Here is a 23,441-nt window from a genome sequence, read left to right as displayed (position 1 = left end):
TAAACGCTATGTTTTTAATGCGTTTGTATTGAACTCTGACCCCATCGGCTCAAAGCGAGAGCCGTTCCAGACTACACCGTGACGATTCTTTTGACACGTTCCTCGCGGATGGGCAGATTCAGCAAAGCAGCCAAAGAAGCCAAGACCATATCGGCGTACCACATCCAGGTGAAGTCGCCAAACTGACTCATCGAGAGACCGCCCAGCCAGGCGCCTAGAAATCCGCCAATCTGGTGCGACAGCAATGTCAATCCGAACAACGTCGCGAGGTAGCGGGTACCGAACAGCTTGCCAACGATGGCGGCGGTCGGGGGCACGGTGGCGAGCCAGGTAAGACCAAGCCCGATGGCGAACAGGTAATAAGTCCACTCGACTTTGGGCATCATCAGATACCCCAGGATGAGTAGCGTTCTTGAACCATACATCACAGACAGGATGTATTTGCTCCGATACTTCGCCACGAATGAGCCGGCAATCAGACTCCCTAATATGTTGGCGATGCCAATCAGCGCCAAAGACCAACTGGCCACATTAGGCGGCAGACCGCAGAGGCCAACCTCCCCAGGTAAGTGCGTCACCAAGAAGGCAATATGAAATCCACAGGTAAAAAAGCCAGCGTGCAAAAGGAGATAGCTGGGGTTTTTAAGTGCATCCAGAATCGCTCGCTTGAGCCCACCGTTTTGCACATCCTGAGCGTCAGGTGCTGGCTGCGTGCCAGTCACCCGGCTGACGAGAGGAATGGCGGCCAGAGCCACAACCGCCATGGAGCCGATAGCACCCATCCAGCCGATACTCTGTATAAGCTTTTGCAGGAGGGGCGCGAAAACAAACTGCCCAAAAGAACCGCCGGCATTGATGATCCCGGAGGCTGAACCTCTTGACTCTACCGGTAGACGCCGAGCTGCCGCACCAATCAGCACGGAAAAACTACCCATTCCCGACCCCATTGAAGCCAGTAGGCCGAGTGAAACGGCAAGACCAAATCCACTCGAAATAAAGGGCGTGATGAGGCAACCAAGCGCCAAAATAACCAGGCCCGCGATGAGCACAGGGCGCGGGCCATAGTGATCCGCAATGGCTCCGGCCACCGGTTGAACCGCTCCCCAGGTGAATTGGCCGATAGCCAAAGCGAAGCTGATGGTGACAACACCCAGACCCGTCGAAGTATTCACAGGACTCACAAAAAGCCCGAATGACTGTCTGATACCCATGGTGACCATGAGAATACCTGCCGAAGCAAGAACGATGATCAGTAGATCAGGACGACGCACACTGTGAAACATGGAGCGGTTCTTTCAATAGGTGGTTTTTTATGGGCAGAGAAGTCCACGCCTGCCGAAGTTGCCTTTTTATGCCCGCATACGACGCGTGCGAAAGGTGCCCCAACCGCTGCTTAAAGCAGCCTTCAAGAAAGCTGACAGCCCGCTCTCATTGGGACGCGGCTCACTGCCTTTTGCAATGCGCTTGAGTTGGCGCTCGTACCACCACACCTCCATCATCCCCATGCGATCAACGGCCTTGATGCCGGTTTTGATCGGGCGGACCTGCTGCGGGCTGTCACGTCCTTGCAACAAGGCGGCGGGTGCGTCGGGGTCGATCGCCAGTAGCCGCGCCAGGCCCACCACATCCAATGCGCCGGTACGCAGGGCGGCGTTCATGCCGGCCGCAGTGCGGAAGCCGCCGGTCACCATCAGCGGCACTTTGACGGCGGCACGCACTTTTTCGGCAAATTCGAGGAAGTAGGCCTCGCGGGCCACGGTGGAAGCCTTTGGTGGCTCTTGCGTCGCGCCGCCCATGGCAGGCATCTCGTAGGTGCCACCTGAAATCTCGATCAGGTCGATGCCCACATCGGTCAGCGCCCGTATCGTCTCCAGCGACTCTTCTTCGGTAAAGCCGCCGCGCTGGAAGTCGGTAGAGTTGAGCTTGATTGACACCGGGAAATCCGGCCCGACCTGTCGGCGGATTTCCGCGTAAACGGCCAGCACAAAGCGCCGCCGGTTTTCGAGGCTGCCGCCCCATTCGTCGTTGCGGCGGTTATGGTGCGCAGAGAGGAACTGGCTAACCAAGTAACCATGCGCCCCGTGGATCTGCACGCCACTGAATCCGGCCTTCTTGCAGATGGCAGCGCTGCGGCCAAATCGCCCGATGATGTTCTGTATCTCGAATGGGGTGGCTTCGCGCGGGGTCTCAAATATTGCCGCCATGTCCTCCCGGAAAGGCACAGCCGAGGGTGCGAGGTTGACCACATTCAAACCCTTGGTCGATTGTTTGCCCGGGTGGTTGAGCTGAACCCAGATGGCCGCCCCCTGCTCGGTTGCCGCATGTGCCCACTGTCTGAGGACAGGCAAGTCAGTCTCGTCCTCGATCACCACATTGCCGGGTTCGCCCAGTGCGCGGCGGTCGATCATCACGTTGCCCGTCAAGATCATTCCCAGCCCCGAGGAACCCCAGCGGCGGTACAGTTGTACCAAGTCCGGGGTCGGGCGATTGTCGTAAGTGGCCAGCGTTTCGCTCATGGCCGCTTTGGCGAGGCGGTTGCGCAGCACGATGCCATTGGGGAGAGTCAACGCTTGATTCAGCAGGTCTGTTTTCATGGCGGCCTCAAAACGCGGTGCGGTCATAGGGAGAAACGATCTTTGGGGGTTGGAGGAATGCCGTCAGCCCCTGGAACCACATCACTTCGCGAAAGTCGCCGCTGATGGTCAAGTCTTTGCTGCCCACGCCTCTGATGAAAGCTGCCTGCGCATCCTTGGCGGACAGAATAGAGAAACCTTTGGCCGCACTGGTAAAGCTAAGTGTGAACTGGGCATTCGGCGACAAACCGGCAAAGGACCGGATCGCACGGTTTTCGATGACATAGTGGCGGCCGACACCGGAAGCTGTGCGGATCTGAAATACCAGGCGTTTGGCCCCGACATAGTGTGCGCAGTCGGCGTTGCTCTTGATCTTTCGTTGCAACATCTGGGCGAGTGCCCACAACAGGAATTTAAATTGAAGCATTTCGGGCATCCTTTAGAAGTGAAAAGCGCGCATGGACGATGACTGTCATCACGTCACTCGCTCAAAAACTGGGCAGCGTGACGCAGGAAGCGCTGCGGGTACTGAAACTGTGCGGCGTGACCCGTGTCGGGGTAGATGAACAACTGGGCGTTCGGCATGTTGCGAGCCATGTAGAACGAGTTGATGGTCGGGATCATCACATCGTTCACGCCATTGAGAATGAACGTGGGGTGACGGATGTCGCGCAAATAGGCAAAGGGATCGTCCTCCGACAACCTTGGCAGATAGAGTACGTTGGCCTCGATCTGGGCAATCCCTGCCTCCTGGGAGGACGGCGGATCTTGGTCTTTACGCTGGTGACGCCGCTCCCAGAACGCCTTCGCGGCCTGCTCAGCCTGCGCCGAGCGGCCGAAGAACAGGTACAGAAAATCTTCAAAATCGGGGACGGGATGGACGGCGGTGGTCAGCACGCGCTGCTCCATATCGGGGTTGCCGCCGCGCGGGCCAGTACCCAACAACATCAGTTTGCGCACCAGAGTGGGATGGCGCCAAGTCAGATCCAGTGCCTGGAAGCCGCCCAGCGAAAAGCCCAGCAAGTCGATCTGCTGCAGGCCCAGCGCACGCACGAAGGCTGCCGCATCGTCGGCCATGTCCTCGATGCGGGTACGCGGTTTGCCGCCAGACGACGCAACACCCCGACCGTTGTAGAGAATGACTTCGCGGCCTTCGGCCAGGCCGTCGGTCATCAAGGGGTCCCAGTTGTCCATGCCACCCCGAAAATGTTGCAGGAACAACATGGGTGGTTGGCCTGACGCGGCATTGCCCCAGCGACGATAGGCGAATTTGTCGCCATCGACTTCCACGAAGCGGGTGACGGCGGTGAGGTGGGTGTGGCTCATATTGAATTCTTTCTATGGGTGAGTTCTGGCTGCGATCTCAAGACACGCTTCGCCTCGGTAGCACAAATCGCGGTTTGCCAAGCACCTGAGTCGCAACCCGCGATGCAGACCGCCGCGACATGAAGCGCACACCGAAGCACGTCAGCTGGTTGAGCAGGCCGGGCACCACCGTGCGCTTGCCAGCAAACATCGCGCGGACCCCAGCCTGCGCCACAAACTCCGCGCTTTTCATCGACGCGTTCGCGATCTTCGAGTAGTCGCCCCCGCCGGACGCGGCATGGAACGCCGTTTCGGTACCGCCGGGGCAGATGCAGGTCACTGACAGCGGCGTGCCGAGGTGCTCGTCATGGAGCGCCTCGCTGAAGTTGCGCACGAACACCTTCGACGCGGCGTACAGCGCCATGTTCGGCACGGACTGGTAGGCACCGGTCGATGAGATGTTTAGCATGTGCGCGGGAGCGGTGCCAGCCTTGTGTGCGTCAACAAAACACCGCGCAAGCGCGACGAGTGAGGTCATGTTGAGTTGGACGAGCTCCGCATCGCGCGCCCAATCGACCTCGTCGAAGCGGCGGAAGTAGCCAAACCCGGCGTTGTTGATCAGGATGTCGATCGGGCCGCTGGCAGTGGCGGCGGCCCACAGTGCATGCGCGGCATCGGGCTTGCCCAGGTCTGCGGTGACGATCTCGACCTTCACGCCCTTGCAGCTTGCGGCGACTGCTTCAAGCGCGTCGTGGCGTCGCGCTGTCAGCACGAGATCAACGCCGAGTGTCGCGAGCTCACGCGCAATGGCTGCACCAATGCCGCTGGATGCGCCAGTCACCAGCGCACGCTTGCCGATGTTGGTGGTATTCAAATCGCTCTCCTTATTGTGTCGAGCGGCCAAGGAACTCAAGTGCGCTGGGCACAAAGTCGGCGTGGAACTGAAAGATGCCGCCATGCCCTGCATCGGGATAAATGATCAAGGTGCTGTTCGGAAGTCGCCGCGCCAAGTCGTGCGTGTTCAGCGTGGGAACCATGCGGTCAGCGTCGCCGTTGACAACGAGCACAGGCTGCTTGATCACCGAGAGATCGGCCGGCTGCTTCTGCCCCCAGGCTTTGAGCGCCTGAAGCTGGCTCACATAGGCCCAGATGGCGATTTCCTTGTCTCGATTTGCGCTACGCTCTTGCAAGCGCTCTATGAACGCCTTGCCAGCTTCGATGCCGTTTGGCGTGCGCGTAAAGAAGAGGTATTGCTTCGGATCTTGACCGGTAAATGTCGCTCGAAGCACGTCATAGTTCGCCACACCCGCCACGTTGCTGATGCCTGGCCCACCTGCGGGGCCGGTTCCCGCGAGAATCATTTTTCGGACGAGTTGCGGCTCCTTCAACACGATTTCCTGAGCAATCATGCCGCCCATCGAAAACCCAAAGAGATCAACCTGTTTGAGCCCCATGGCTTGGATGAAGGTCACCGCATCGTCGGCCATTTGCTCCATGGTGTTCGACGGTGAGCCACTGGATGCCCCGACACCACGGTTGTCGAAAGCAATCACATGGTGTTTGGCGGCAATGCCGTCCACGATTCGGGGGTCCCAGTTGTCCAGCACGGCGGCCAGATGGGCAAGAAGCACCACGGGCGTTCCACCGTTTTGCTTGCCCAACTCCCGGTACGCGAAGCTCACGTCACCGGCGGTGAGGGTCTGCGTGGGCACGCTCTTCCAGGTGTCCCCCAAGGCCTGGCTCGATGCCTGTTGGGCTTGGGTCACCACCGTGGGTACCGCGTCTGCGGCGCTCACTGTCACAGGAAGAAGGGGCGCAGCCATGGCAAGCCCTAACAGCGCGGTCTTCAATAAATATTGCATTGCATGGGTGTTCATGGTCAGGCTCTTTCGATGTTGGAATAGCTGTTTGGGGTCAATGGTCTGTGCTCAATTGGCCTGTGGCAGGTAAACCGGGCGTGGTGCCACCAGTCCTTGCCGAACTTGCTGGGTCAACGCATCGGCCAACACTTCGTCAGCACCCGCCTCCAAGCCGTCAAGTGCTCGCTGGACGATGTCTTCGGCGCTACTCTTCGGTACGTTGAAGCCCCGCGTGAGGTCGGTGTCCACGTAAGCCATGTGCAAACCCAGTACCTGGGTCTTCTGCGCCGCCAGCTCGTGGCGCAGTGCGTTGGTCAGCGACCAGGCGGCAGACTTGCTGGCCGAATAGGCGGCTAACCCGCCGTCGTTGACCCACGACGCGACCGACAGCACATTGAGCAGTGCGCCGCCACCATTGGCTCTGAGCACGGGTGCGAAGGCCTGGCTCATGTTCAGCATGCCAAAGAAGTTGGTCTCAAAGATGCGGCGTGTGACGGCTTCACTGTCCTGATCCAGAAACCCGCCGGGTTGGGCAATGCCGGCGTTATTGATCACCAAGCTCACATCTGACGCTTGTTGAACGGCAGCAGCGATCTCTTCAGGTTGAGTGACATCAAGTTGCAGAGCTTCGACACCGGCCAAGGTCACGGTGGCGGGATTGCGTGCCGCAGCGTAGACCTTGCGTGCGCCACGGGCAAGCAAAGCACGTGCAAATTCCAGACCGATTCCACGGTTGGCGCCAGTAATAAGAACAACAGAATTTTCGATTTTCATGGGGACTCCTGGGGGTAAAAGAGAAATACGTATGACGAACGTCATACAAAAAGACGTGCCATGGCATTAGCCGTGGCAACGATTCAGCGAACCTTGATCACGACCTTGCCTTTGGCGCGGCCGCTTTCGACGTAAGCCAATGCCTCGTTGGTCGAGGCGAATGGAAAAACTTTGTCGATGACCGGGCGTATGGCACCTGACTCGATCAGCTGTGTGATTTGCCGCAACTGGCTTCCGTTGGCTTTCATGAACAGGAAAGAGTAGCCAACACCGAGGCGTTTGGCTTTTCTTCGGGTGCCCAAGCTCAGCATGCGCATGACCTGCTTCACCAACCAGGGTGCCTTCATGTCGTCGGCAAACTGTGGGTCCGGTGGGCCGGAAATGGAAATAAGCCGTCCGCCGGGCTTGAGCACACTCAGTGACTTCTCCAGCGTCTTGCCATCCTGGCTGTTCAATACAACGTCGTAGCCGCTCAGGACTTTTTCAAAATCTTCTTTTTTGTAGTCAATGACGACATCAGCGCCCAGGCTTTTCACCCAAGCCACATTGCCTGTGCTGGTGGTGGTCGCCACAGTTGCGCCCAGATGCTTGGCCAACTGGATGGCAAATGTGCCCACACCGCCAGAGCCAGCCTGAACGAAGACCTTTTGCCCTTTCTTCAGCTTGGCCCTCTCAACCAGTGCCTGCCAGACCGTCAAAGCGACCAGCGGGATGGACGCAGCTTCTTCCATCGTCAGGTTCTTGGGCTTGAGGGCCAGGGAAGCTTCCTTGACAGGGACGAATTCCGCGAACGTGCCGATGCGAAGATCGTCCGGCCTGGCATAGACCTCGTCACCAAGCTTGAACTGCCGCACGTTCCGCCCGACCTTGACAACTTCTCCGGCCACGTCGTGGCCCAGAACAAAGGGTGTGCGGTACGGGAGGAGAAGTTTGAACTCTCCATTGCGGACTTTTGCGTCCACCAGGTTCACGCCGGCGGCATGCACCTGGACCAAGACCTCGTCGTCACGCAGTTCAGGCGTAGGTACATCTGCCAGGCGCAGAGAGCTCTTTTTTCCATAGCGATCAACGGTAAATGCTTTCATGGTTTTCCTCTTGTTAAAAAGTGGTGGGGTGGAACCCAATGATTGAGGTAATTAAGATATTTCGCATGATGATCATCATATTTTTAAATAAAAAAACGTCAATCGATGGATTCGGTTTTCGGCAAGCTGAGGCTTTTCAAGCTTGCGCTGCACAGCGCATCAGACAACGCGGCATCATCGACAGCGCGGGCCAGCATCAATGTGCCAACCATCGTAGCCACCGTCACCAGTGCACGCTCATGTGCGCCGGGCTGCCCCCAGTCAGGAAACTGGCGGGCCACCAGATCAATCATTTCCTTGATGCGCAACGTGGCTGCACGACGCACCTCAGGCGACTGGCGTGGCATTTCAGAGCCAAGTGCCGAAACCGGGCAACCGGTCTCGATGCTCTCAAGATGCTCTTTCGAGAGATAGAGCTGCATGAGCGCCTGTAAGGACTGCTCTGGTGGCACGGCGGCAATGACACTTGCCGCCAGCGCATTGGATTCGGCACCGGCACGGTCTGCAGCCTCAGCCAACATGGCTTCGCGGGATGCAAAGTGGGCGTAGAAAGCGCCATGCGTCAGACCCGCTTCTTTCATGATGTCGGCAACACCCGTGCCGTCATAGCCGCTACGGCGGATGGCTTTGGCAGCCGCACTCACGATGCGCTCGTGAGAGGCCTCTTTGGCTGTGGTTCGGATGTTGGGTGTTTTTCGCATGATGAGTATCATACATAAATTTAGCCCAACGTGCAACATGCGCAACTAATGTATTGCGGTGGCTCCACAACGAACACTGAGGCACTGACAGATGGCCCCCTAAAGTCAACTACAAATTCAATAGCTGCCTGCGCATATAAACCCAGGGCTACAGCCCAATTTTTCATATAACCCTACGCCATCATTGACGCATGGCGGCTTGCGTCGCCTTGGCCAAAAAGCCGGAACGTGTCATAGGGTGGGCGCTGGCCCATGCGCAATCTGCTGCGCCAGAAGCGCTTCAACGAAACGCCTTGGCCCCAGCACTGCGCCTGCGCCAGGGTTTGCCCGCTTAAGCATAGGCCTCGGCGCTGAAAGATTGCCGCTGCGCCAGCAAATCAGGCGCGTCAATCAAGGCTGCAACTTCGGTGATGTCGGCCTCGGTCACGCCCACTGATCGAAAGTGGCTCTGCCAATCGTTGACCACGGCAATGATCTGGAGGACGGCGTTGGCAGCATTCACAGGGGACAAGTCAAAGTCATCCACCACCGTCATCGCCTCAGACAGGCTGGGCTCGCAGCGGGTGTCGGAGATCATGAACTGGTGCTCCAGCGCCCCGCAACCGGTTGGAACCATGTCATAGCCCGGGCTGAGTTCGAGCTTTGAGGTCTTGCATTTCCACCTGGATCTGACTCTTCAAACGACGGGTTTCACGGTTGTGATCGGGCTCAAACCGTCGTCATCTTCATCCCCATCCGTAACCTCAAAAGACCTCAGGATGTCCGCCACGATGCGCTCTGAGCGGCTGACATCGTCAAAAACCAGCGGGTGGGTTTTCTTCAACTTGGCCGACACACTGCGCGTTTGGGTGATGGAGCGAATGATCCGCGCGTAATCCTCGCTGGAGCCTTCGACCCGCCGTTTCAGCGCCTGCTCAGCCTGGTCATAGCGGCTCAGGTAACTTGCCTCAGCCCGCAGACCCTCGGTGAGGGCGGCATCAATCACCTGGCTCAAATACTGCGTCTGCAAAGTGAGATCAGGGTAGCGCCACGAGGGCAGGGTGGCTCAATACTCAATCGGCGCTGACATTGTTTGGAGTGGCGCAAGGAAACTGATTCGGCCATTCCTACAGAGTTGCTGTCGAGCATTACAAACGGATTGTTTGTAAACCCAATGAGCGAACCTGAGCGGGTTATTCATCCAGCTGATGAATTGGCATCTGCGTTGATGGGGAGCGCCTCCAAATTGAAGCTGAAGGTTGGGGATGGGGAAATGGAGTTTGACAAGCCCAGCAAGATTACAAACAAGACGACAGTTGTTTGATCATGCCTACCTTCTTCTCGCGTAGCTCTTTACGACAGTCGAAATACCCAATGCCTCTGCTCGGAAGTGACCGAATTCCACATCTTTAGCTTTACTTTCGATAGCTACTTGCGCAATATTTAAAAGCGCTACAGCCAAATTTCTCACATAACCCTCAGCGCACCAACTCCTTCGCACTCACCCCTGTAATCCTCCAATTCTCCTTGGGAACGTCCTGAATCCAGACGCGCACGTTGGTGATCGGCTTCGGCAACTGTTCGCTGAAAAATACAGAGAAAAGCGGCTTAGCAACCCAGTTCACGAAAACTCCTGCGCATGCGAAATAGCTGCGCCTGAACATCTGCCAAAGCTTGTTGTTTGACAAGCTTTTCTTGCTTTTCCGCAACGGGAATCTCAGCATCCAGGTGTCGGCATTCCCGTTGTGCATCCGCAGTGAGCTTCATGCGACGGCCCTGAACATCAAGTTGCTTCGCATCCATTCCGGCGCTCACCATGGCGGTGCAACGGTTGGAGAGTGCAAATGTGATCACGTCCTGACGCTTGGGTTTGAATCTTCAACCGATGGAATTGAACTTGGTTTCTCGCGTAGCGGGAAGATCGTGGGCTATACCTGCTTCACGCTCTTGGACGTTGACGTTGCAGTTCACAAACCAGGTGCTAGTCAAAAGGTTTCCCATTGATCATCATCACCAGCAATTGGTGGCTTGGCGCTTGTCACCGGCTTGGGTAGCGGCACAGGCCTGGCCACCATTGGTTTTTTCCCCGCAGGCTTTGGCGCGGCCGAACCTGCATGGATGGCACGATGCTCACCGCCTTTGAACGGTGTTCTCTTGGGAGTCCCCGAGTGAACCGGAGTTTGGACGGTGCTTTGATGGGCACCAAGATTAAATACCGCAACGGTCTGAACCAGTTCCTCAGCTTGTGATTTCAAACTACTGGCTGCCGCGGCCATTTCCTCAACCAGTGCCGCATTTTGCTGGGTGGCCTTGTCCATTTGAGCAACTGCCTCACCAACCTGTGACACGCCGGCACTTTGCTCACTGCTCGCGGAACTGATTTCACTGACCAGATCTGTAACACGTCGTATGGAAGTGACAACCTCGGTCATGGTGGTTCCCGCCTGATCCACCAGGACCGTACCCTGCTCCACACGCTCGACGCTGGCATTGATCAGATTCTTGATCTCCTTGGCGGCATCTGCCGAGCGCCCCGCCAGACTGCGTACTTCACTGGCTACGACGGCAAAGCCTCGGCCTTGTTCGCCCGCCCTTGCGGCCTCCACTGCAGCATTCAGGGCCAGTATGTTGGTCTGAAAAGCGATGCCATCAATGACCCCAATGATTTCCGAGATTTTGCGGGATGCATCGTTGATGCCCTTCATGGTGTCGACGACTTGTGCCACAACTTCACCGCCGTGAACCGCAACAGTCGAGGCGTTCACGGCCAACTGGTTCACCTGTCGGGCACTGTCTGAGTTTTGTTTGAATGCCGAGCCCAGTTCCTCCATAGACGCGGATGTCTGTTCCAGAGCACTGGCTTGGCTTTCGGTGCGGGAACTCAGGTCGTGGTTGCCTTGAGCAATCTCGGTGCTGGATATTTGCAAGCTCTCTGCACTGTGGCGCACATTGGCAACCATCTTGGCCAGATTTCCTTGCATCTCGGCCAGTGAAGTCATCAGCAGTCCGATTTCGTCGGTTGTGCGTGCCACAACATCGCCCTGAAGGTCGCCCTGTGCAATGCGCCGTGCCAATTGCACCGCCTCATTCAGAGGACCCAGCACGCCTTGGCGTATCAACCAAAACGAGGCCAGAAGGAGCAGGCTTCCCAGCAGATTGAGGAAAATCACCAGTATTTTGATAAATGCCACCGCCTCTACGACCAGTGGGCCAAAGCGATCCGAATTGTCCTGCGTTGCACTCACATCGGGCTGCAAACTCTTGACCAACTCTGCACTCATGGCGTTCCCAGGAGCAGCCTCAATCACCTTGCGCATATGGCCCATCTCTGCATAGTCTTTGAGCGGCAATTCAATGATGTCTCGAAATCCCAATATACGAAACAGCGTTTGTTCGACACCAAAAAGCTCACCATCGGCTTGCACCGCCGCAGCTTGCGCCTTGTCGATCAGCTTGAACACGGTACCTTTGTCGACAGATTCACCTGATGTCGCCCGTTGCAATTCCAATTTCATTTGCATCACGGCCGCCAGATGCTCTCGCTCAAGATAGTGAAAGCGTGCGCCCTTGGAAAGAAAGCGTCCCCCCAGCATGACCATCAGTGACACCACCAAGACCGTGACAATGCCAAAGCCGAACTTCTGGCGCAAGGTAAATTCATTCACGTGCATCTCCTGCGTAAAACCTGGCTGGCACACCTTTTATAGATCGTGCGCAACCCCTATTCATTGACATTTTTACGTCTCGTTAGAGATCAAAAATGGGGTAGATGATTTCTTATCGCTTCGTTTGTACTCCAAAATTTTGCGACTTTTTGCCCACAAGTAAAGAAAGTTGAGCAACACGCTAACTCACACAGCATTCAGCGTTTTCTCGAAGGGATGCCAACAAGAATGCAGCGCGAGTTCAAGCGCGAATGACGACTGATTGGCGAGCAGGTTTGAATTGATTCACCCGAGTAGTTTGAAAAGTTGGTGACTCTGAAGCTGCCGCTTGTCAAAGGCAGTTGTTGGGCAATGCGGGTGTTCAGGGCGCAGGCCTGCTGGTCGCCATCGCATGGGTTAGGGGCAACTGCGCCAACGGCGAGGCAATTGCTCCACAGGCCCATGGTTGAGGCGACTTTGCCAAGAGCAAGTCAACTGCAAAATAAATAGCTGCTTACGCTTATAAAACCTGCGCTACAGCCCTATTTTCCTTGTAACCCTCAGCGCCCCAAATCCTTCGCACTCACCCCCGCAATGCCCCAATTCTCCTTGGGCACGTCGTGAATCCAGACGCGCACGTTGGCTATCGGGGTGCCGGTGGCTTCGACCAGGGCGGCGCTGACTTTTTCGATGACGGCGCGTTTTTGTTCTTCGGTGCGGCCTTCAATCATGTAGATTTGGGCAAAGGGCATGGGGGTTCTCCTGAGAAATGAAGTTCAAACAAAACGGATGCTGGTGCTGCCCATGCCTTGCACGCGCAGGGTGATGTTGTCACCGGCTTGCACGGCCACGGCTTCGGTGATGCCGCCGGACAAAATCAGCGTACCTGCGGGAATACATTCACCGCGAGCGCCCAGGTGGTTGGCCAGGGCGGCGATGGCGGCCGCCGGGTGGCCCAACACGGCGGCTCCGGCACCAAAGGCCACCGGCACGCCGTTCTTTTCCATCACCACACCTACGGTGCGCAGGTCGCAGTCGCTGACGTTCATGGGCTGGCCGCCCACCACAAAACGTGCTGCCGAGGTGTTGTCGGCCACCACGCTTTTCAGGTCAAATTTGAAGTCGCGGTAGCGGCTGTCGATGACCTCAATGCCGGGCAGCACAAAGTCGGTGGCCGCCAGCACCGTGCCGATGTGGCAGCCGGGGCCGCGTAATTCGGTTTTGGTGACGAAGGCAATCTCGGGCTCGACCTTGGGGTGGATCAGTTCACTGACCTTGCATTCGCCGCCATCGGGCACGGCATAGTCGTCGGTCATGAAGCCAAACACCGGGGAGTTGACGCCCATTTGTTTCATCTTGGCGTGGGAAGTCAGGCCAGATTTGAGGCCAATCACGCGCAGGCCACGGGCCACTTTGCGGCGGCGAATTTCGTCCTGAATGGCGTAGGCATCGTCCCAGTCCATGTCAGGGTGGTCGTCGGTGATTTTGGTGGTGTCTTGTTGCTGCAACTGGCAGTTTTCCAGCCGGTCGGCCAGCGCGTGGATGGTTTGTGTATCGAGTTTCATGGGGTTCCTTGCTTAGGCTTTGCTGCGTGCGCGAGCGAGCGTCATGGCGGTGTCTTCAATCATGTCTTCCTGCCCGCCGACCATTCCACGGCGGCCCATTTCGACCAGGATGTCACGGGCGCTCACGCCGTATTTCTTCTCAGCCCGTTTGGCAAACAGCAGGAAGGAGCCATAGACCCCGGCGTAGCCCAGCGTGAGTGCGTCGCGGTCGATACGAATCGGGAAGTCCATGATCGGCACCACCAAATCTTCGGCCACGTCCTGAATCTTGTACACGTCCACGCCGGTGGCAATGCCCATCAGGTCCAGCACCGCCACCAGCACTTCCATCGGCGTGTTGCCCGCGCCCGCGCCCAGGCCAGCGGCTGCCGCGTCGATGCGGGTGGCCCCGACTTCAATGGCGGCAATCGAGTTGGCCACACCCATGGCCAGGTTGTGGTGACCGTGGAAACCCAGCTCGGTCTCGGGTTTGAGGGCGGCACGCACCGCGCTCAGGCGGGCCTTGACACCGTCTGGCAGCAGGTGGCCAGCCGAGTCTGTCACGTAGATGCAGTTGGCCCCATAACCTTCCATCAGCAGCGCCTGGCTGACCAGTTTTTCCGGGCTGGCCATGTGCGCCATCATCAAAAAGCCCACGGTGTCCATACCCAGCGCACGCGCCTTGGTGATGTGCTGCTCGGACACATCGGCCTCGGTGCAGTGGGTGGCGACACGGATGGTGTTCACGCCGAGGTCTTTGGCCATCAGCAAATGGTCGACGGTGCCGATGCCGGGCAGCAGCAGTGCCGAAATTTTGGCCTGTTTCATCAGCGGAATCACCGCGCCCAGGTATTCCTCGTCGGTGTGCGCCGGAAAGCCGTAGTTGACGGAGGAGCCGCCCAGGCCGTCGCCGTGGGTGACTTCGATCAGCGGAATGCCCGCTGCATCCAGCCCGCAGGCAATGGTTTTCATCTGCTCCAGCGTCATCAGGTGGCGCTTGGGGTGCATGCCGTCGCGCAGGGTCATGTCGTGCAGGGTGATTTTTTTGGCTTGTGTCATGGTTGTTCTCCAGGATGGGGTCAGGCTTGTACGGCTTTGAGCGTCAAGCGGCCCGCGATGATTTCTTCAGCAAACATTTCCGCCGTGCGGGCGGCAGCGGCGGTCATGATGTCGAGGTTGCCGGCGTACTTGGGCAGGTAGTCGCCCAGGCCTTCGACTTCCAGGAAGACGGAGACGCGGTTACCGTCAAACACCGGGCCGTTGACCAGCTTGTAACCGGGCACGTACTTTTGCACTTCCTTGATCATGGCGTGGATCGATTCGGTGATCTTGGTCTGGTCGGGTTCGGTCTCGGTCAGGCAATGCACGGTGTCGCGCATGATCAGTGGTGGCTCGGCCGGGTTCAGGATGATGATGGCTTTGCCTTTTTTGGCGCCGCCCACCTTTTCCACCGCACTGGCGGTGGTGCGGGTGAATTCGTCAATGTTCTTGCGGGTGCCGGGGCCAGCGGATTTGCTCGACACGGTGGCGACAATTTCGCCATAGGCCACCGGCTGCACCCGGCTCACTGCGGCCACCATCGGGATCGTGGCCTGGCCACCGCAGGTGACCATGTTGACATTCATCTCGCCTTTGCCCACGTGGGCAATCAGGTTTACCGGCGGCACACAAAACGGGCCGATGGCGGCGGGGGTCAGGTCGATCATCAGCGCCCCCAGGGCGTTGACCTTGCGGCTGTTTTCTGCGTGCACATAGGCGCTGGTGGCATCAAAGACGATTTGCACACCGTCAGCCACCATGTGGGGCACCAGACCGTCCACACCCTCGGCGGTGGTTTTGATGCCCATCTCGCGGGCGCGTTTGAGGCCGTCGGAATTGGGGTCGATGCCGACCATCCAGACCGGTTCCAGCACCGGGCTGCGTTGTAATTTGGCCAGCAGGTCGGTGCCGATGTTGCCGGGCCCGATCAGGGCGCATTTGATTTTTTTCATGAAGACTCCGTAGGTAAAAAGTTAAATAAGAGAGCGCACCACGCCACCTTCGACGCGCAGGGCGGCACCGTTGGTGGCGGCAGAACGCGGACTGCAGACATAAGTGACCATGGCCGCGACCTCAGCCGGTTCAATAAAGCGTTGCAAGAGCGAGGTCGGGCGGGCGTGCTGGAAGAAATCCCGTTCGGCATCGGCCAGCGTCTGGCCCGCCTCACGCGCCAGCTTGGCAAAGAAATCGCCCACGCCTTCGGTGCGCGTGGGGCCTGGCAGCACGGCATTCACCGAGACACCGGTGCCAACACAGGTTTCCGCCAAACCGCGTGACACCGACAACTGCGCCGACTTGGTCATGCCGTAGTGCACCATCTCGGCGGGCGGACAGATGCCCGACTCGCTGGAGATAAACACCATGCGACCCCAGCCGCGCGCCTTCATGCGTGGCAGGTGGTGGCGCGCCAGACGCACGCCACTGAGCAGGTTGACTTCAAAAAAGCGCAGCCAGTCTTCGTCGGTGATCTGCTCGAAGGCTTTGGGCTCAAAAATGCCCAGGTTGTTGACCAGAATGTCGACTTCGCCTGCGGCATCCAGCAGGCGCTGGCAACCAGCGGCGGATGACAGGTCGGCCAACACACCATCCACCACGGCCTCTGGCAGCTCGGACTGAATACGCGCCACCGCGCTGGCCAAGCGGGCCGGGTCGCGGCCATTGAGGATCACATGGGCCCCCTCGGCCGCCAGTTCACGCGCCGTGGCCCAGCCAATGCCGGAAGTTGAACCGGTGACCAGCGCCCGCTTGCCTGTGAGTTGAAGATCCATCTTGGATTCCTTATGAAACCTGGCGCACCGCCGGGTACAGCCAAGGCTTGAGCCAACGGGTCAGTTGCGGGGCCACCAGCCAGGTCATGAGTAAAACCACCAGCGCTGTCAGCAGCATCACCCGTGGCAGCAAGGGCCAGTCGGCCAGAAACGGGGCCACAGTCAGAAACAAGACATACACCGTCGGAAAAATGCCCAGCCAGGTGACCACCGCCACTTTCCAGCGCGGCGGCGGGTTCTGTTTGGGCCCCACCGGTGCCGCAAACCAGTAGCCCAAGCCACTGACCTGGCGCACCGTTTGGCTCTCAATGTGTGGCGCAATCGCCGCCAGCCCGAGTGAGCGGGTGGGCGACTGTTGCCAGCCCTGCAGGTGCTCCGCGCTGTCAAAGGCAAACACCACGTGGTAGAGCGCGGGGTCGTCACTGCCTTCTTCGGCCTCGGGGCGGATCAGTTGCCCACCCAGGTAACCAGGGAAGGCGCTGGCGGCGGCGGTCATGTCGCCCGACGTGCGCTCAAACGCCGCCTCGTGCCCGGCCTTGACCCGGCGCGTGACCAGCACCGTGACCGCGCCAGCGGGTTTGTCGAGCGTCGCTTCTGCCATGACTTGCCTGCCCTAGTGAAAACGCACCGAGCAAGAGCCCAGGCCGCCAATCGACACGCGGAAGTTGTCACCAGCCTTGGCCGGGGCCATGGCCGCCAGCGCGCCGGACAGGATCACTTCACCGGCCTTCATGCCAATGCCTAGGCGACCCAGAGTGTTGGCCAGCCAGGCTACGGCGTTCACCGGGGAGCCCAGGGCAGCAGCGCCCGCGCCAGTGCCGATGATTTCGCCGTTTTTCTCCAGCACCATGCCGCAGGTGGACAGGTCGATGCGGCGCGGGTCTACGGCGCGGTCACCCAGCACAAACACGCCACACGAGGCGTTGTCGGCCACGGTGTCCTGAATCTTGATCTTCCAGTCGCGGATGCGGCTGTCCACAATCTCAAAACACGGCATCACACACTCGGTGGCGGCCAGCACGTCGGCATTGCTGATGCCGGGGCCCATCAGGTCTTTTTTCAGGATGAAGGCAATCTCGCCCTCGGCCTTGGGCTGGATCAGCGTGGCCGCGTCAATCGACTGGCCTTCGTTGTAGATCATGCCGTCCAACAGGTAACCAAAGTCGGGCTGGTAAACGCCCAGCATGTTCATGACGGCGGCAGAGGTCACGCCAATCTTTTTGCCAACGATGCGTTCACCGGCGCTCAAGCGGCGAGACAACATGCGCTGCTGGATGTGGTACGCGTTCTCGATGGTGATGCCGGGGTAACGTGTGGTGAGCGGGTCCACCACGGTCTGGGTGCTCATGGCGTGGTAAAGCTCGTCGCCCAGGGTGTTGATCAATTGGGTATCCATGGCGGTATCCATCCTGTGTATGAAGTTAAAAATAAGAGTGTTTTAGGCCTCTGGCGCTTATTACACAAGCGCAAAAAGCTATAAAAATAGTAGTGTTTTGGGTGACCATCAAGCAGCCTTGGCATCCGCTTCTGCCAGGAAGTTCTCCACCAGCCGGGCAAAACGCGCCGCATGTTCAATCTGCGTCCAGTGGCCACACAGGCCAAACACATGCAACTGGGCCTGCGGTATCCACTGCGCCAGGGTCAGAGAGTTGGCCAGCGGAATGACCTGGTCTTCGCGCCCGTGCACCACCAGCGTCTCATGGGGCAAGGCGCGAATGGCCGCCTCGGGGCTGGTCATGGCATCCACCCAACGCTGGCGCGGGGCCGGGAACATGGCGGCAAAGGCCTCCTGAAACCCGGGCTGGATGCTGGCCTGGTAACGCAACTGCGCCAACTCGTCGGTCACCAGCGCACGACTGAAGGCAAAGATGTCGAGCAAGGCCCGCATGTGGTCGATGGACGGTGTGTAGCCCCACACCGCATCCAGCCCGGGGGTGATGGCAAACGGCACACCCACGCTGCCCATCAACACCAGGCGGCGAACACGCTTGGGGTGCTTGATGGCCAGCGCCAGGGCCAGCGCACCGCCAAACGAATTGCCCACCAGATCGGCCTGCGCGATGTTCAGCGCGTCCAGCACATCCACCGCCTGCTGCACCCAAGCGGCCATGCTGTAGGCGCTAGAGTCTGCCGGGTCAATGGGGCGCTGGGTAAAGCCAAAGCCACGCATGTCGGGCGCAATCACCCGGCGGGTTTGTGACAGCACCGGCAACAGCAGCCGCCAGTTGGCCCAGGCACTGACACCGGGGCCGGAGCCGTGGATCAGCAGCACCGGTGCACCGCTGCCGACATCGTGCAGGTTGGTGGCAAAACCACCCGTGACGATGGAGCGGCCGATTTCAGGGTTCTGTGTCATGGCTCTGGGCTCAGTACTTGACCATCACATTGCGCAACTCGGTGTAGAACTCCAGTGAGTGCAACCCACCTTCACGCCCGATGCCGGATTGTTTGGAGCCCCCAAACGGCGTGCGCAGGTCGCGCAGGAACCAGCTGTTGATCCAGCACAGGCCCACCTCAATTTGTGTGGCCACACGACTGGCACGGCTGATGTCCTGGGTGTAGATGGAGGTGGCCAGACCGTACTTGGTGTCATTGGCCATGCGAACCGCTTCTTCTTCGGTGTCAAAAGGTTGGATGTGGCAGCAGGGGCCAAAGATTTCTTCGCGCACCACACTGGCGGTTTCGGGCAGGCCGGTCCAGATGGTGGGCTCGACCCAGCAGCCGTCTTTCAAATCGTCAGGCATGTCAGGCACACCACCACCAAAGACGATGGTCGCGCCCTCCTCCTTGGCACGGGCGTAGTAAGACAGCACTTTTTTCTGGTGGATTTTGCTGACCAGCGGGCCAATCTTGGTGTCATGGTCAAACGGGCGGCCAGGCTTCATGCCCTCGGCCTTGACTTTGAGCGCGGCGACGAATTTGTCAAAAATCGGCCGCTCCACATAGACACGCTCGGTACCCAGACAGACCTGGCCGCAGTTCTCGAACACCGAGCGGGTCACGGTGGCGATGGCATTGTCAAAGTCGCAATCGGCAAACACCACCGCGGCGTTTTTGCCCCCCAGCTCCAAGGACACCGGGCGAATGCCGTCGGCGGCGGCCTTCATGATGGCGGTACCGGTTTTGGTCTCACCCGTGAAGGTGATGCCGTTGACACCGGGGTGGGCGGTCAGGAAGGAACCTGCGGAATTGACCCCAAAGCCGTTCACCACGTTGTAGACACCGGGTGGCACACCCACCTTGTTCATCACCTCGCCCAAGAGTGTGGCGGTGCTGGGCGTGGCCTCGGACGGCTTCACCACCACGGTGTTGCCGCAGGCCATGGCCGGGCCGCACTTCCAGGTCATCAGCAGCAGCGGCAGGTTCCACGGGCATATGATGGCAATCACTCCGCGCGGTGTACGCACGCCATAGCTGCGGGCGGTTTTGCCGTCGGGCGTACGCATCTCGAACGACTCGGTGGACACATTCTTGATGGTGTCGGTGAAGATTTTGAAGTTGGCCGCACCACGCGGAATGTCGATGTGCGAAGCCAGGTGTGCGGGCTTGCCGGTATCGGCCACCTCAGCCTGCAAGAAGTCGTCAAAGCGGTGGTTGATTTCGGCCACCAGGCCGTCCAGCATGGCGCAGCGCTCCACCACCGACAGCTTACCCCAGGGCCCGTGCAAGGCAGCGCGGGCGGCGGCCACCGCCGCATCCACCTCGGGCTGACCAGCTTCATGCACCAGCCCAATCAGCGAGTTGTCCACCGGGTTGCGTTTCTCATAGGTTTTGCCGCTGACGTTGGTAACGTACTGGCCGTTGATAAAGTTCTTGATGTCTTTCATATACAAACTTCCAAAAGTGGCGCAGCAAGGCTTGCCCTGCGCCGTTAACGTGAAATAACTTTCATGGCCCGCAGTGTGGCCACCCGGGCCATGAAAGTCAGCTCTTCAATCCAATGGCGGACAAGCCCGCTTGTGCACAGGCTTCGTCCTGCTCCTCGGAGCCACCCGAGACACCGATACCGCCAATGCGTTGACCGTTTTCAACCATGGGCAAACCTCCGCCGAAGCCCACAAACCGCGGCCTGCGCACAATACCTTCGCGTACCGCGTCGGAATGCTGTTGCAGGGCGGCGTGCCACTGGCTGGTGGGCAAGCCAAAGCTGGCCGCGGTGTAAGCCTTGTCGATGGCAATGTCGATCGAATGCAAAAACGCACCCGGCATGCGTAAAAACGCCGCCAGGTTACCGCCAGAGTCCACCACCGCCACGTTGATACGAATGCCCAGTGAAGCGGCATGCGCCACACTGGCGCGCACCGCGTCACTGGCCGCCACCGCATCAATGACCCGCTGCGCCACGCTGCATGAAGCCAAATCAGGATGTGTCATGGAAGCCAACTTCTTTCTTCTTGTGAAGTCTCAGGTCAATACGCTCAGGAAAGCCGGGTTAAGTTTGCGGTCGTGGTAGAAAATGCCGCGGCCTACGTGCTCCCAGCTCCAGGTGATGGGGTGGTTGTCCGGGTAATGGTCGTAGCCACCGCAGAAGGTCTCCAGACGGTTACCCGACGGGTCAAAGAAGTAGATGGTGGTGCCTTGCGTGATGCCGTGGCGTGTCGGGCCGATGTCAATCGAGACGCGGTTGATGCTCATGATGTCGGCGGCGCGCAGCACCTGCTCCCAGCTGGCCAACTGAAAGGCCACGTGGTGCAACTTGTTGTCTTCGCTGTGGCGCACCATGGCCAGGTCATGCGCCTTGGCGCTGCAGGTCAGCCAGACCGCCAGGTCGGTCGCACCGTCTTCGAGCTTGACACGCTCCACCAGGTTAAAGCCCAGCACTTCTTCAAACAGCTTGCGTGAGCCATCAATGTCGCCGCCGTAGAGCAGCGCGTGGTCCATACGGATCGGGCGGATGCCCTTGCCATCGACCACATCCACCTCGGGGTCGTTGTAAGTCATGCCGTTGCCCACGTCGGTTTTCTCGGCATACAGCTCGATGGTGTGGCCGGTGGGAATCTGGAAACGCACCCGTTCACCGGTTTCCAGCATCTCGCCCGCGGGAATACGTTCCGTCACCACACCATAGGCCTTGAGCTTGCCGTCCAGCTCTTCCAGTGTGGCCTTGTTGAGCACCTTGTAGGCGAAAAAATCCAGCCCGGCGCGGTCGGCACGGCGCAGCACGATGCTGTTGTGGTCACGCTCGGCGCGGGTCTTGAAGTAGACACGGCCAGAAGCGTCACGGCCGGTTTCCACCAGGCCCATCACGTCGGTATAGAACTTGACCGACTCATCCATGTCGAGCACGCGTAATTGGGCGTGGCCCGGACGCAAAACACCTGTCATTGCCATTTTGTTGTCTCCAGTTTTTCTTCAGGTTGATAAAGAAGGAACACCTGACGGTTCAACCGCCCGACAGACGTTTTTTTTCATTGCTCCAACCACTCGCAGGTCAATCGGGCTGGTCGGGCGCACCCGGCAGGCCAGCACACAACCCTGGGCCTCGTCAGACTCACTGATGTGTTCGCGGCTCATGACCCGCTTGGTGTAGCTGCCCGTCAGCACCTGCACCTTGCAGACCCCGCAGCCGCCGCCACGGCAGCCCACCGGAATGCCTTTTTTGCCCAGAGACTCCATGCCTTCGAGCAGCGTTTGAGACTCAAAGCAGCGGTAGCTGCTGCCGTCGTCTTCAATGGTTACGGTGTAGATCACCATGGCTTTACAGCTTGCGAAACAAGGGGCTGCGCACCTGCTGTGCGTCGGCCGCCGAGATGAACTTTTCGGTGTAGATGTCGCGCTCAAACAAGCGCCCCTGCATCAGGGTGTTGATGCAGGCATCAATCATCAAAGGTGGCCCACACAGGTAGGCTTTGCGCCCGCGAAAGTCATTGCTGAAATGCGCCTTGGCCGCGTCGTGCACAAAACCACGCGCCCCCGTCCAGCCACTGTCTTCGGGCTCGTTGGAGAGCACCGGCACATAGTCAAACTGGGGGTGCTGTGCGGCCAGCGCGGTGAACTCGTCGTGGTGGTACAGCTCGGCCTGGCTGCGTGCGCCGTTGACCAGGGTGATGGGCAAGCGGATGCCTTGCGCCAGCAAATCCAGAATCATTGAACGCGGGCTGGACAGGCCGGAGCCACCGGCCAGAAACAGGTAGGGCAGTTGGGCTGCCACATGCTGCGTCTGGCGCACAAAGAAGCGGCCATAGGGGCCGGCGAAACGCAGCGCATCACCCACTTTGAGTTCGTCGTGAATCCATGCGGTGGCGCGCCCACCGGGTACGCGGCGGATATTGAGCTCAATCTCGCCACGCGCCGAGGGTGCACTGGCAATGGAAAACGCGCGGCGTTGGGCCTCACCCGGCACCACCAGATTGACGTACTGCCCAGCCTGAAAGTCCAGGCTTTGCCCGGCATCCAGCTTGATCCAGATGCCCTTGATGGTGGGGGTCAGGTCAACGATGCGCGACACCGTGCCGCTGTAGTCGTGCACCGGCAGGTTGCGGGCATCGGGCTCATCGTCGATCTCGGCGTTGATGGTGACATCCGACTCCAGCGTGGCACAGCAGGCCAGCGCCTTGCCTTCTTCGCGCTCATAGTCCATCAGCGCAAAGTTGGAGGCCGCGCCATGGTCGACTTCACCGTCGGTCACGTCAATCTTGCAGGTCGCACACAGGCCGTGGCAGCAGGCGTGCGGCAGGTAGATGCCAGCACGCAGGGCCGCGTCGAGAATGGTTTGACCGTCCTCGACATCCAGCACCTGCCCGGTCGACTCGATGGTGAGTTGATAGCTCATCAGCGCCTCATCCCTCTCAGTTGCACGAACCGTTCAAGCCATGCAGGCCTGGGGTGCGAAAGCGGATCACGTCCTTGTGGCCCAGGCCGTTTTCAGCCAGGGTTTTGTTGACATCCGGTTTCCAGGCTTTGCCAGACTTGAACCACTCGGCGGCGCTCCAGTCGATCTTGGCAAAGTCGGGGTGAGCGCCAAACACGCCGGGCAGCGGGCCGGCCAGCATGTCGCCAAACTTCAGGGTTGGCGGCAGCGGCAGGCAAAACGGTGCGCAGAACATCAGGTGGTCTTCCCAGCCGATGTAGAGCAGCGGGGCCGGGAACTTGTCCACGGTGTCCTTCTGGATGTGGGGATAGGGGCGAACGGAAGTCGTTGTCATGATGAATGTGTCTCCTGCAATGGGG

General features: G+C 59.1%; 30 protein-coding genes. 2 read left to right on the top strand and 28 right to left on the bottom strand.

Annotated elements, in window-relative coordinates; all coding sequences use genetic code 11:
• Window positions 1-71: 71 nt before the first annotated feature.
• The 9 genes from LDN84_RS04920 to LDN84_RS04880 all read right to left on the bottom strand — a co-directional run bounded on the left by LDN84_RS04920 (window position 72) and on the right by LDN84_RS04880 (window position 8,309).
• Complete coding sequence (locus LDN84_RS04920; RefSeq protein WP_223909296.1) at window positions 72-1,283, bottom strand: MFS transporter; 1,212 nt, start codon at window positions 1,281-1,283, stop codon at window positions 72-74.
• Between the two features lie 66 nt (window positions 1,284-1,349).
• Complete coding sequence (locus LDN84_RS04915; protein ID WP_223909294.1) at window positions 1,350-2,621, bottom strand: NADH:flavin oxidoreductase/NADH oxidase family protein; 1,272 nt, start codon at window positions 2,619-2,621, stop codon at window positions 1,350-1,352.
• The gene (locus LDN84_RS04910; RefSeq protein ID WP_223909293.1) at window positions 2,602-3,000 is read right to left on the bottom strand and encodes a helicase; all 399 of its coding nucleotides are present in this window, start codon (window positions 2,998-3,000) and stop codon (window positions 2,602-2,604) included. Before LDN84_RS04910 ends, LDN84_RS04915 begins: the two co-directional genes overlap by 20 nt.
• 53 nt (window positions 3,001-3,053) lie before the next feature.
• Window positions 3,054-3,899, bottom strand: coding sequence for an alpha/beta fold hydrolase (locus LDN84_RS04905; RefSeq protein ID WP_223909292.1), 846 nt, complete (start codon window positions 3,897-3,899; stop codon window positions 3,054-3,056).
• 37 nt (window positions 3,900-3,936) lie between these two features.
• Window positions 3,937-4,752, bottom strand: coding sequence for an SDR family NAD(P)-dependent oxidoreductase (locus tag LDN84_RS04900; protein ID WP_223909290.1), 816 nt, complete (start codon window positions 4,750-4,752; stop codon window positions 3,937-3,939).
• A gap of 10 nt (window positions 4,753-4,762) precedes the next feature.
• Window positions 4,763-5,755: an alpha/beta fold hydrolase gene (locus tag LDN84_RS04895; protein WP_223909288.1), complete on the bottom strand. Its 993-nt coding sequence runs from the start codon at window positions 5,753-5,755 to the stop codon at window positions 4,763-4,765.
• Between the two features lie 51 nt (window positions 5,756-5,806).
• Window positions 5,807-6,511, bottom strand: a complete 705-nt coding sequence (locus LDN84_RS04890) for an SDR family oxidoreductase (protein ID WP_223909286.1) — start codon at window positions 6,509-6,511, stop codon at window positions 5,807-5,809.
• A gap of 83 nt (window positions 6,512-6,594) precedes the next feature.
• Complete coding sequence (locus tag LDN84_RS04885) at window positions 6,595-7,596, bottom strand: NADP-dependent oxidoreductase (protein ID WP_223909283.1); 1,002 nt, start codon at window positions 7,594-7,596, stop codon at window positions 6,595-6,597.
• Between the two features lie 98 nt (window positions 7,597-7,694).
• A complete protein-coding gene (locus LDN84_RS04880; RefSeq protein ID WP_223909278.1) occupies window positions 7,695-8,309 on the bottom strand; it encodes a TetR/AcrR family transcriptional regulator in 615 nt (204 codons plus the stop codon).
• Between the two features lie 179 nt (window positions 8,310-8,488).
• Here LDN84_RS04880 and LDN84_RS04875 point away from each other — a divergent pair, with 179 nt between their 5' ends.
• Window positions 8,489-8,632, top strand: coding sequence for a hypothetical protein (locus LDN84_RS04875; protein ID WP_223909276.1), 144 nt, complete (start codon window positions 8,489-8,491; stop codon window positions 8,630-8,632).
• On the opposite strand, the gene LDN84_RS04870 is transcribed toward LDN84_RS04875, so the two are convergent.
• Window positions 8,629-8,874 (bottom strand): hypothetical protein, encoded by a 246-nt coding sequence (locus LDN84_RS04870; RefSeq protein ID WP_223909275.1) that lies wholly within the window; start codon window positions 8,872-8,874, stop codon window positions 8,629-8,631. The two genes, LDN84_RS04875 and LDN84_RS04870, sit on opposite strands and share 4 nt — an antisense overlap.
• 99 nt (window positions 8,875-8,973) lie before the next feature.
• Window positions 8,974-9,306 carry a hypothetical protein gene (locus LDN84_RS04865; RefSeq protein ID WP_223909274.1) on the bottom strand — a complete coding sequence of 111 codons (333 nt, stop codon included), beginning with the start codon at window positions 9,304-9,306 and terminating at the stop codon, window positions 8,974-8,976.
• Between the two features lie 63 nt (window positions 9,307-9,369).
• Here LDN84_RS04865 and LDN84_RS04860 point away from each other — a divergent pair, with 63 nt between their 5' ends.
• Window positions 9,370-9,600: a hypothetical protein gene (locus LDN84_RS04860; protein ID WP_223909272.1), complete on the top strand. Its 231-nt coding sequence runs from the start codon at window positions 9,370-9,372 to the stop codon at window positions 9,598-9,600.
• Window positions 9,601-9,754: 154 nt separating this feature from the next.
• On the opposite strand, the gene LDN84_RS04855 is transcribed toward LDN84_RS04860, so the two are convergent.
• The 17 genes from LDN84_RS04855 to LDN84_RS04775 form a co-directional block, all read right to left on the bottom strand.
• Window positions 9,755-9,901 carry a tautomerase family protein gene (locus tag LDN84_RS04855; protein ID WP_223909267.1) on the bottom strand — a complete coding sequence of 49 codons (147 nt, stop codon included), beginning with the start codon at window positions 9,899-9,901 and terminating at the stop codon, window positions 9,755-9,757.
• On the bottom strand, window positions 9,885-10,094 hold the full coding sequence (locus LDN84_RS04850; RefSeq protein WP_223909265.1) for a hypothetical protein: 210 nt from the start codon (window positions 10,092-10,094) through the stop codon (window positions 9,885-9,887). Before LDN84_RS04850 ends, LDN84_RS04855 begins: the two co-directional genes overlap by 17 nt.
• Window positions 10,095-10,261: 167 nt before the next feature.
• Window positions 10,262-11,941, bottom strand: coding sequence for a methyl-accepting chemotaxis protein (locus tag LDN84_RS04845; protein ID WP_276572418.1), 1,680 nt, complete (start codon window positions 11,939-11,941; stop codon window positions 10,262-10,264).
• Between the two features lie 539 nt (window positions 11,942-12,480).
• A complete protein-coding gene (gene thmT, locus LDN84_RS04840) occupies window positions 12,481-12,672 on the bottom strand; it encodes a 2-hydroxymuconate tautomerase (RefSeq protein ID WP_223909264.1) in 192 nt (63 codons plus the stop codon).
• A gap of 24 nt (window positions 12,673-12,696) precedes the next feature.
• A complete protein-coding gene (gene dmpH / locus LDN84_RS04835; RefSeq protein ID WP_223909263.1) occupies window positions 12,697-13,485 on the bottom strand; it encodes a 2-oxo-3-hexenedioate decarboxylase in 789 nt (262 codons plus the stop codon).
• 12 nt (window positions 13,486-13,497) lie between these two features.
• A complete protein-coding gene (dmpG, locus tag LDN84_RS04830) occupies window positions 13,498-14,523 on the bottom strand; it encodes a 4-hydroxy-2-oxovalerate aldolase (RefSeq protein ID WP_223909262.1) in 1,026 nt (341 codons plus the stop codon).
• A gap of 20 nt (window positions 14,524-14,543) precedes the next feature.
• The gene (locus LDN84_RS04825) at window positions 14,544-15,455 is read right to left on the bottom strand and encodes an acetaldehyde dehydrogenase (acetylating) (protein WP_223909261.1); all 912 of its coding nucleotides are present in this window, start codon (window positions 15,453-15,455) and stop codon (window positions 14,544-14,546) included.
• A 21-nt stretch (window positions 15,456-15,476) separates the two neighbouring features.
• On the bottom strand, window positions 15,477-16,271 hold the full coding sequence (locus tag LDN84_RS04820) for an SDR family NAD(P)-dependent oxidoreductase (RefSeq protein ID WP_223909260.1): 795 nt from the start codon (window positions 16,269-16,271) through the stop codon (window positions 15,477-15,479).
• 10 nt (window positions 16,272-16,281) lie between these two features.
• The gene (locus LDN84_RS04815; protein WP_223909258.1) at window positions 16,282-16,872 is read right to left on the bottom strand and encodes an antibiotic biosynthesis monooxygenase; all 591 of its coding nucleotides are present in this window, start codon (window positions 16,870-16,872) and stop codon (window positions 16,282-16,284) included.
• A 12-nt stretch (window positions 16,873-16,884) separates the two neighbouring features.
• Window positions 16,885-17,667, bottom strand: a complete 783-nt coding sequence (gene dmpE / locus LDN84_RS04810) for a 2-oxopent-4-enoate hydratase (protein WP_223909256.1) — start codon at window positions 17,665-17,667, stop codon at window positions 16,885-16,887.
• Window positions 17,668-17,775: 108 nt separating this feature from the next.
• Entirely contained in the window at window positions 17,776-18,627 is an 852-nt protein-coding gene (locus tag LDN84_RS04805) for an alpha/beta fold hydrolase (RefSeq protein ID WP_223909252.1), read from the bottom strand.
• A 10-nt stretch (window positions 18,628-18,637) separates the two neighbouring features.
• The gene (locus LDN84_RS04800) at window positions 18,638-20,098 is read right to left on the bottom strand and encodes a 2-hydroxymuconic semialdehyde dehydrogenase (protein WP_223909249.1); all 1,461 of its coding nucleotides are present in this window, start codon (window positions 20,096-20,098) and stop codon (window positions 18,638-18,640) included.
• 97 nt (window positions 20,099-20,195) lie between these two features.
• Window positions 20,196-20,645, bottom strand: a complete 450-nt coding sequence (locus LDN84_RS04795; RefSeq protein ID WP_223909247.1) for a GlcG/HbpS family heme-binding protein — start codon at window positions 20,643-20,645, stop codon at window positions 20,196-20,198.
• Window positions 20,646-20,675: 30 nt separating this feature from the next.
• The gene (locus tag LDN84_RS04790; RefSeq protein ID WP_223909244.1) at window positions 20,676-21,602 is read right to left on the bottom strand and encodes a catechol 2,3-dioxygenase; all 927 of its coding nucleotides are present in this window, start codon (window positions 21,600-21,602) and stop codon (window positions 20,676-20,678) included.
• 21 nt (window positions 21,603-21,623) lie between these two features.
• Window positions 21,624-21,965 carry a 2Fe-2S iron-sulfur cluster-binding protein gene (locus LDN84_RS04785; RefSeq protein WP_223909240.1) on the bottom strand — a complete coding sequence of 114 codons (342 nt, stop codon included), beginning with the start codon at window positions 21,963-21,965 and terminating at the stop codon, window positions 21,624-21,626.
• A 4-nt stretch (window positions 21,966-21,969) separates the two neighbouring features.
• Complete coding sequence (locus LDN84_RS04780) at window positions 21,970-23,043, bottom strand: NADH:ubiquinone reductase (Na(+)-transporting) subunit F (protein WP_223909238.1); 1,074 nt, start codon at window positions 23,041-23,043, stop codon at window positions 21,970-21,972.
• A gap of 16 nt (window positions 23,044-23,059) precedes the next feature.
• Window positions 23,060-23,416, bottom strand: coding sequence for a phenol hydroxylase subunit P4 (locus LDN84_RS04775; RefSeq protein ID WP_223909235.1), 357 nt, complete (start codon window positions 23,414-23,416; stop codon window positions 23,060-23,062).
• Window positions 23,417-23,441: the final 25 nt, after the last annotated feature.

Origin of the sequence: Rhodoferax lithotrophicus (genome assembly GCF_019973615.1) — a bacterium.
Lineage (GTDB): Bacteria > Pseudomonadota > Gammaproteobacteria > Burkholderiales > Burkholderiaceae_C > Rhodoferax > Rhodoferax lithotrophicus.
This window is presented reverse-complemented; position numbering and strand designations above follow the sequence as displayed.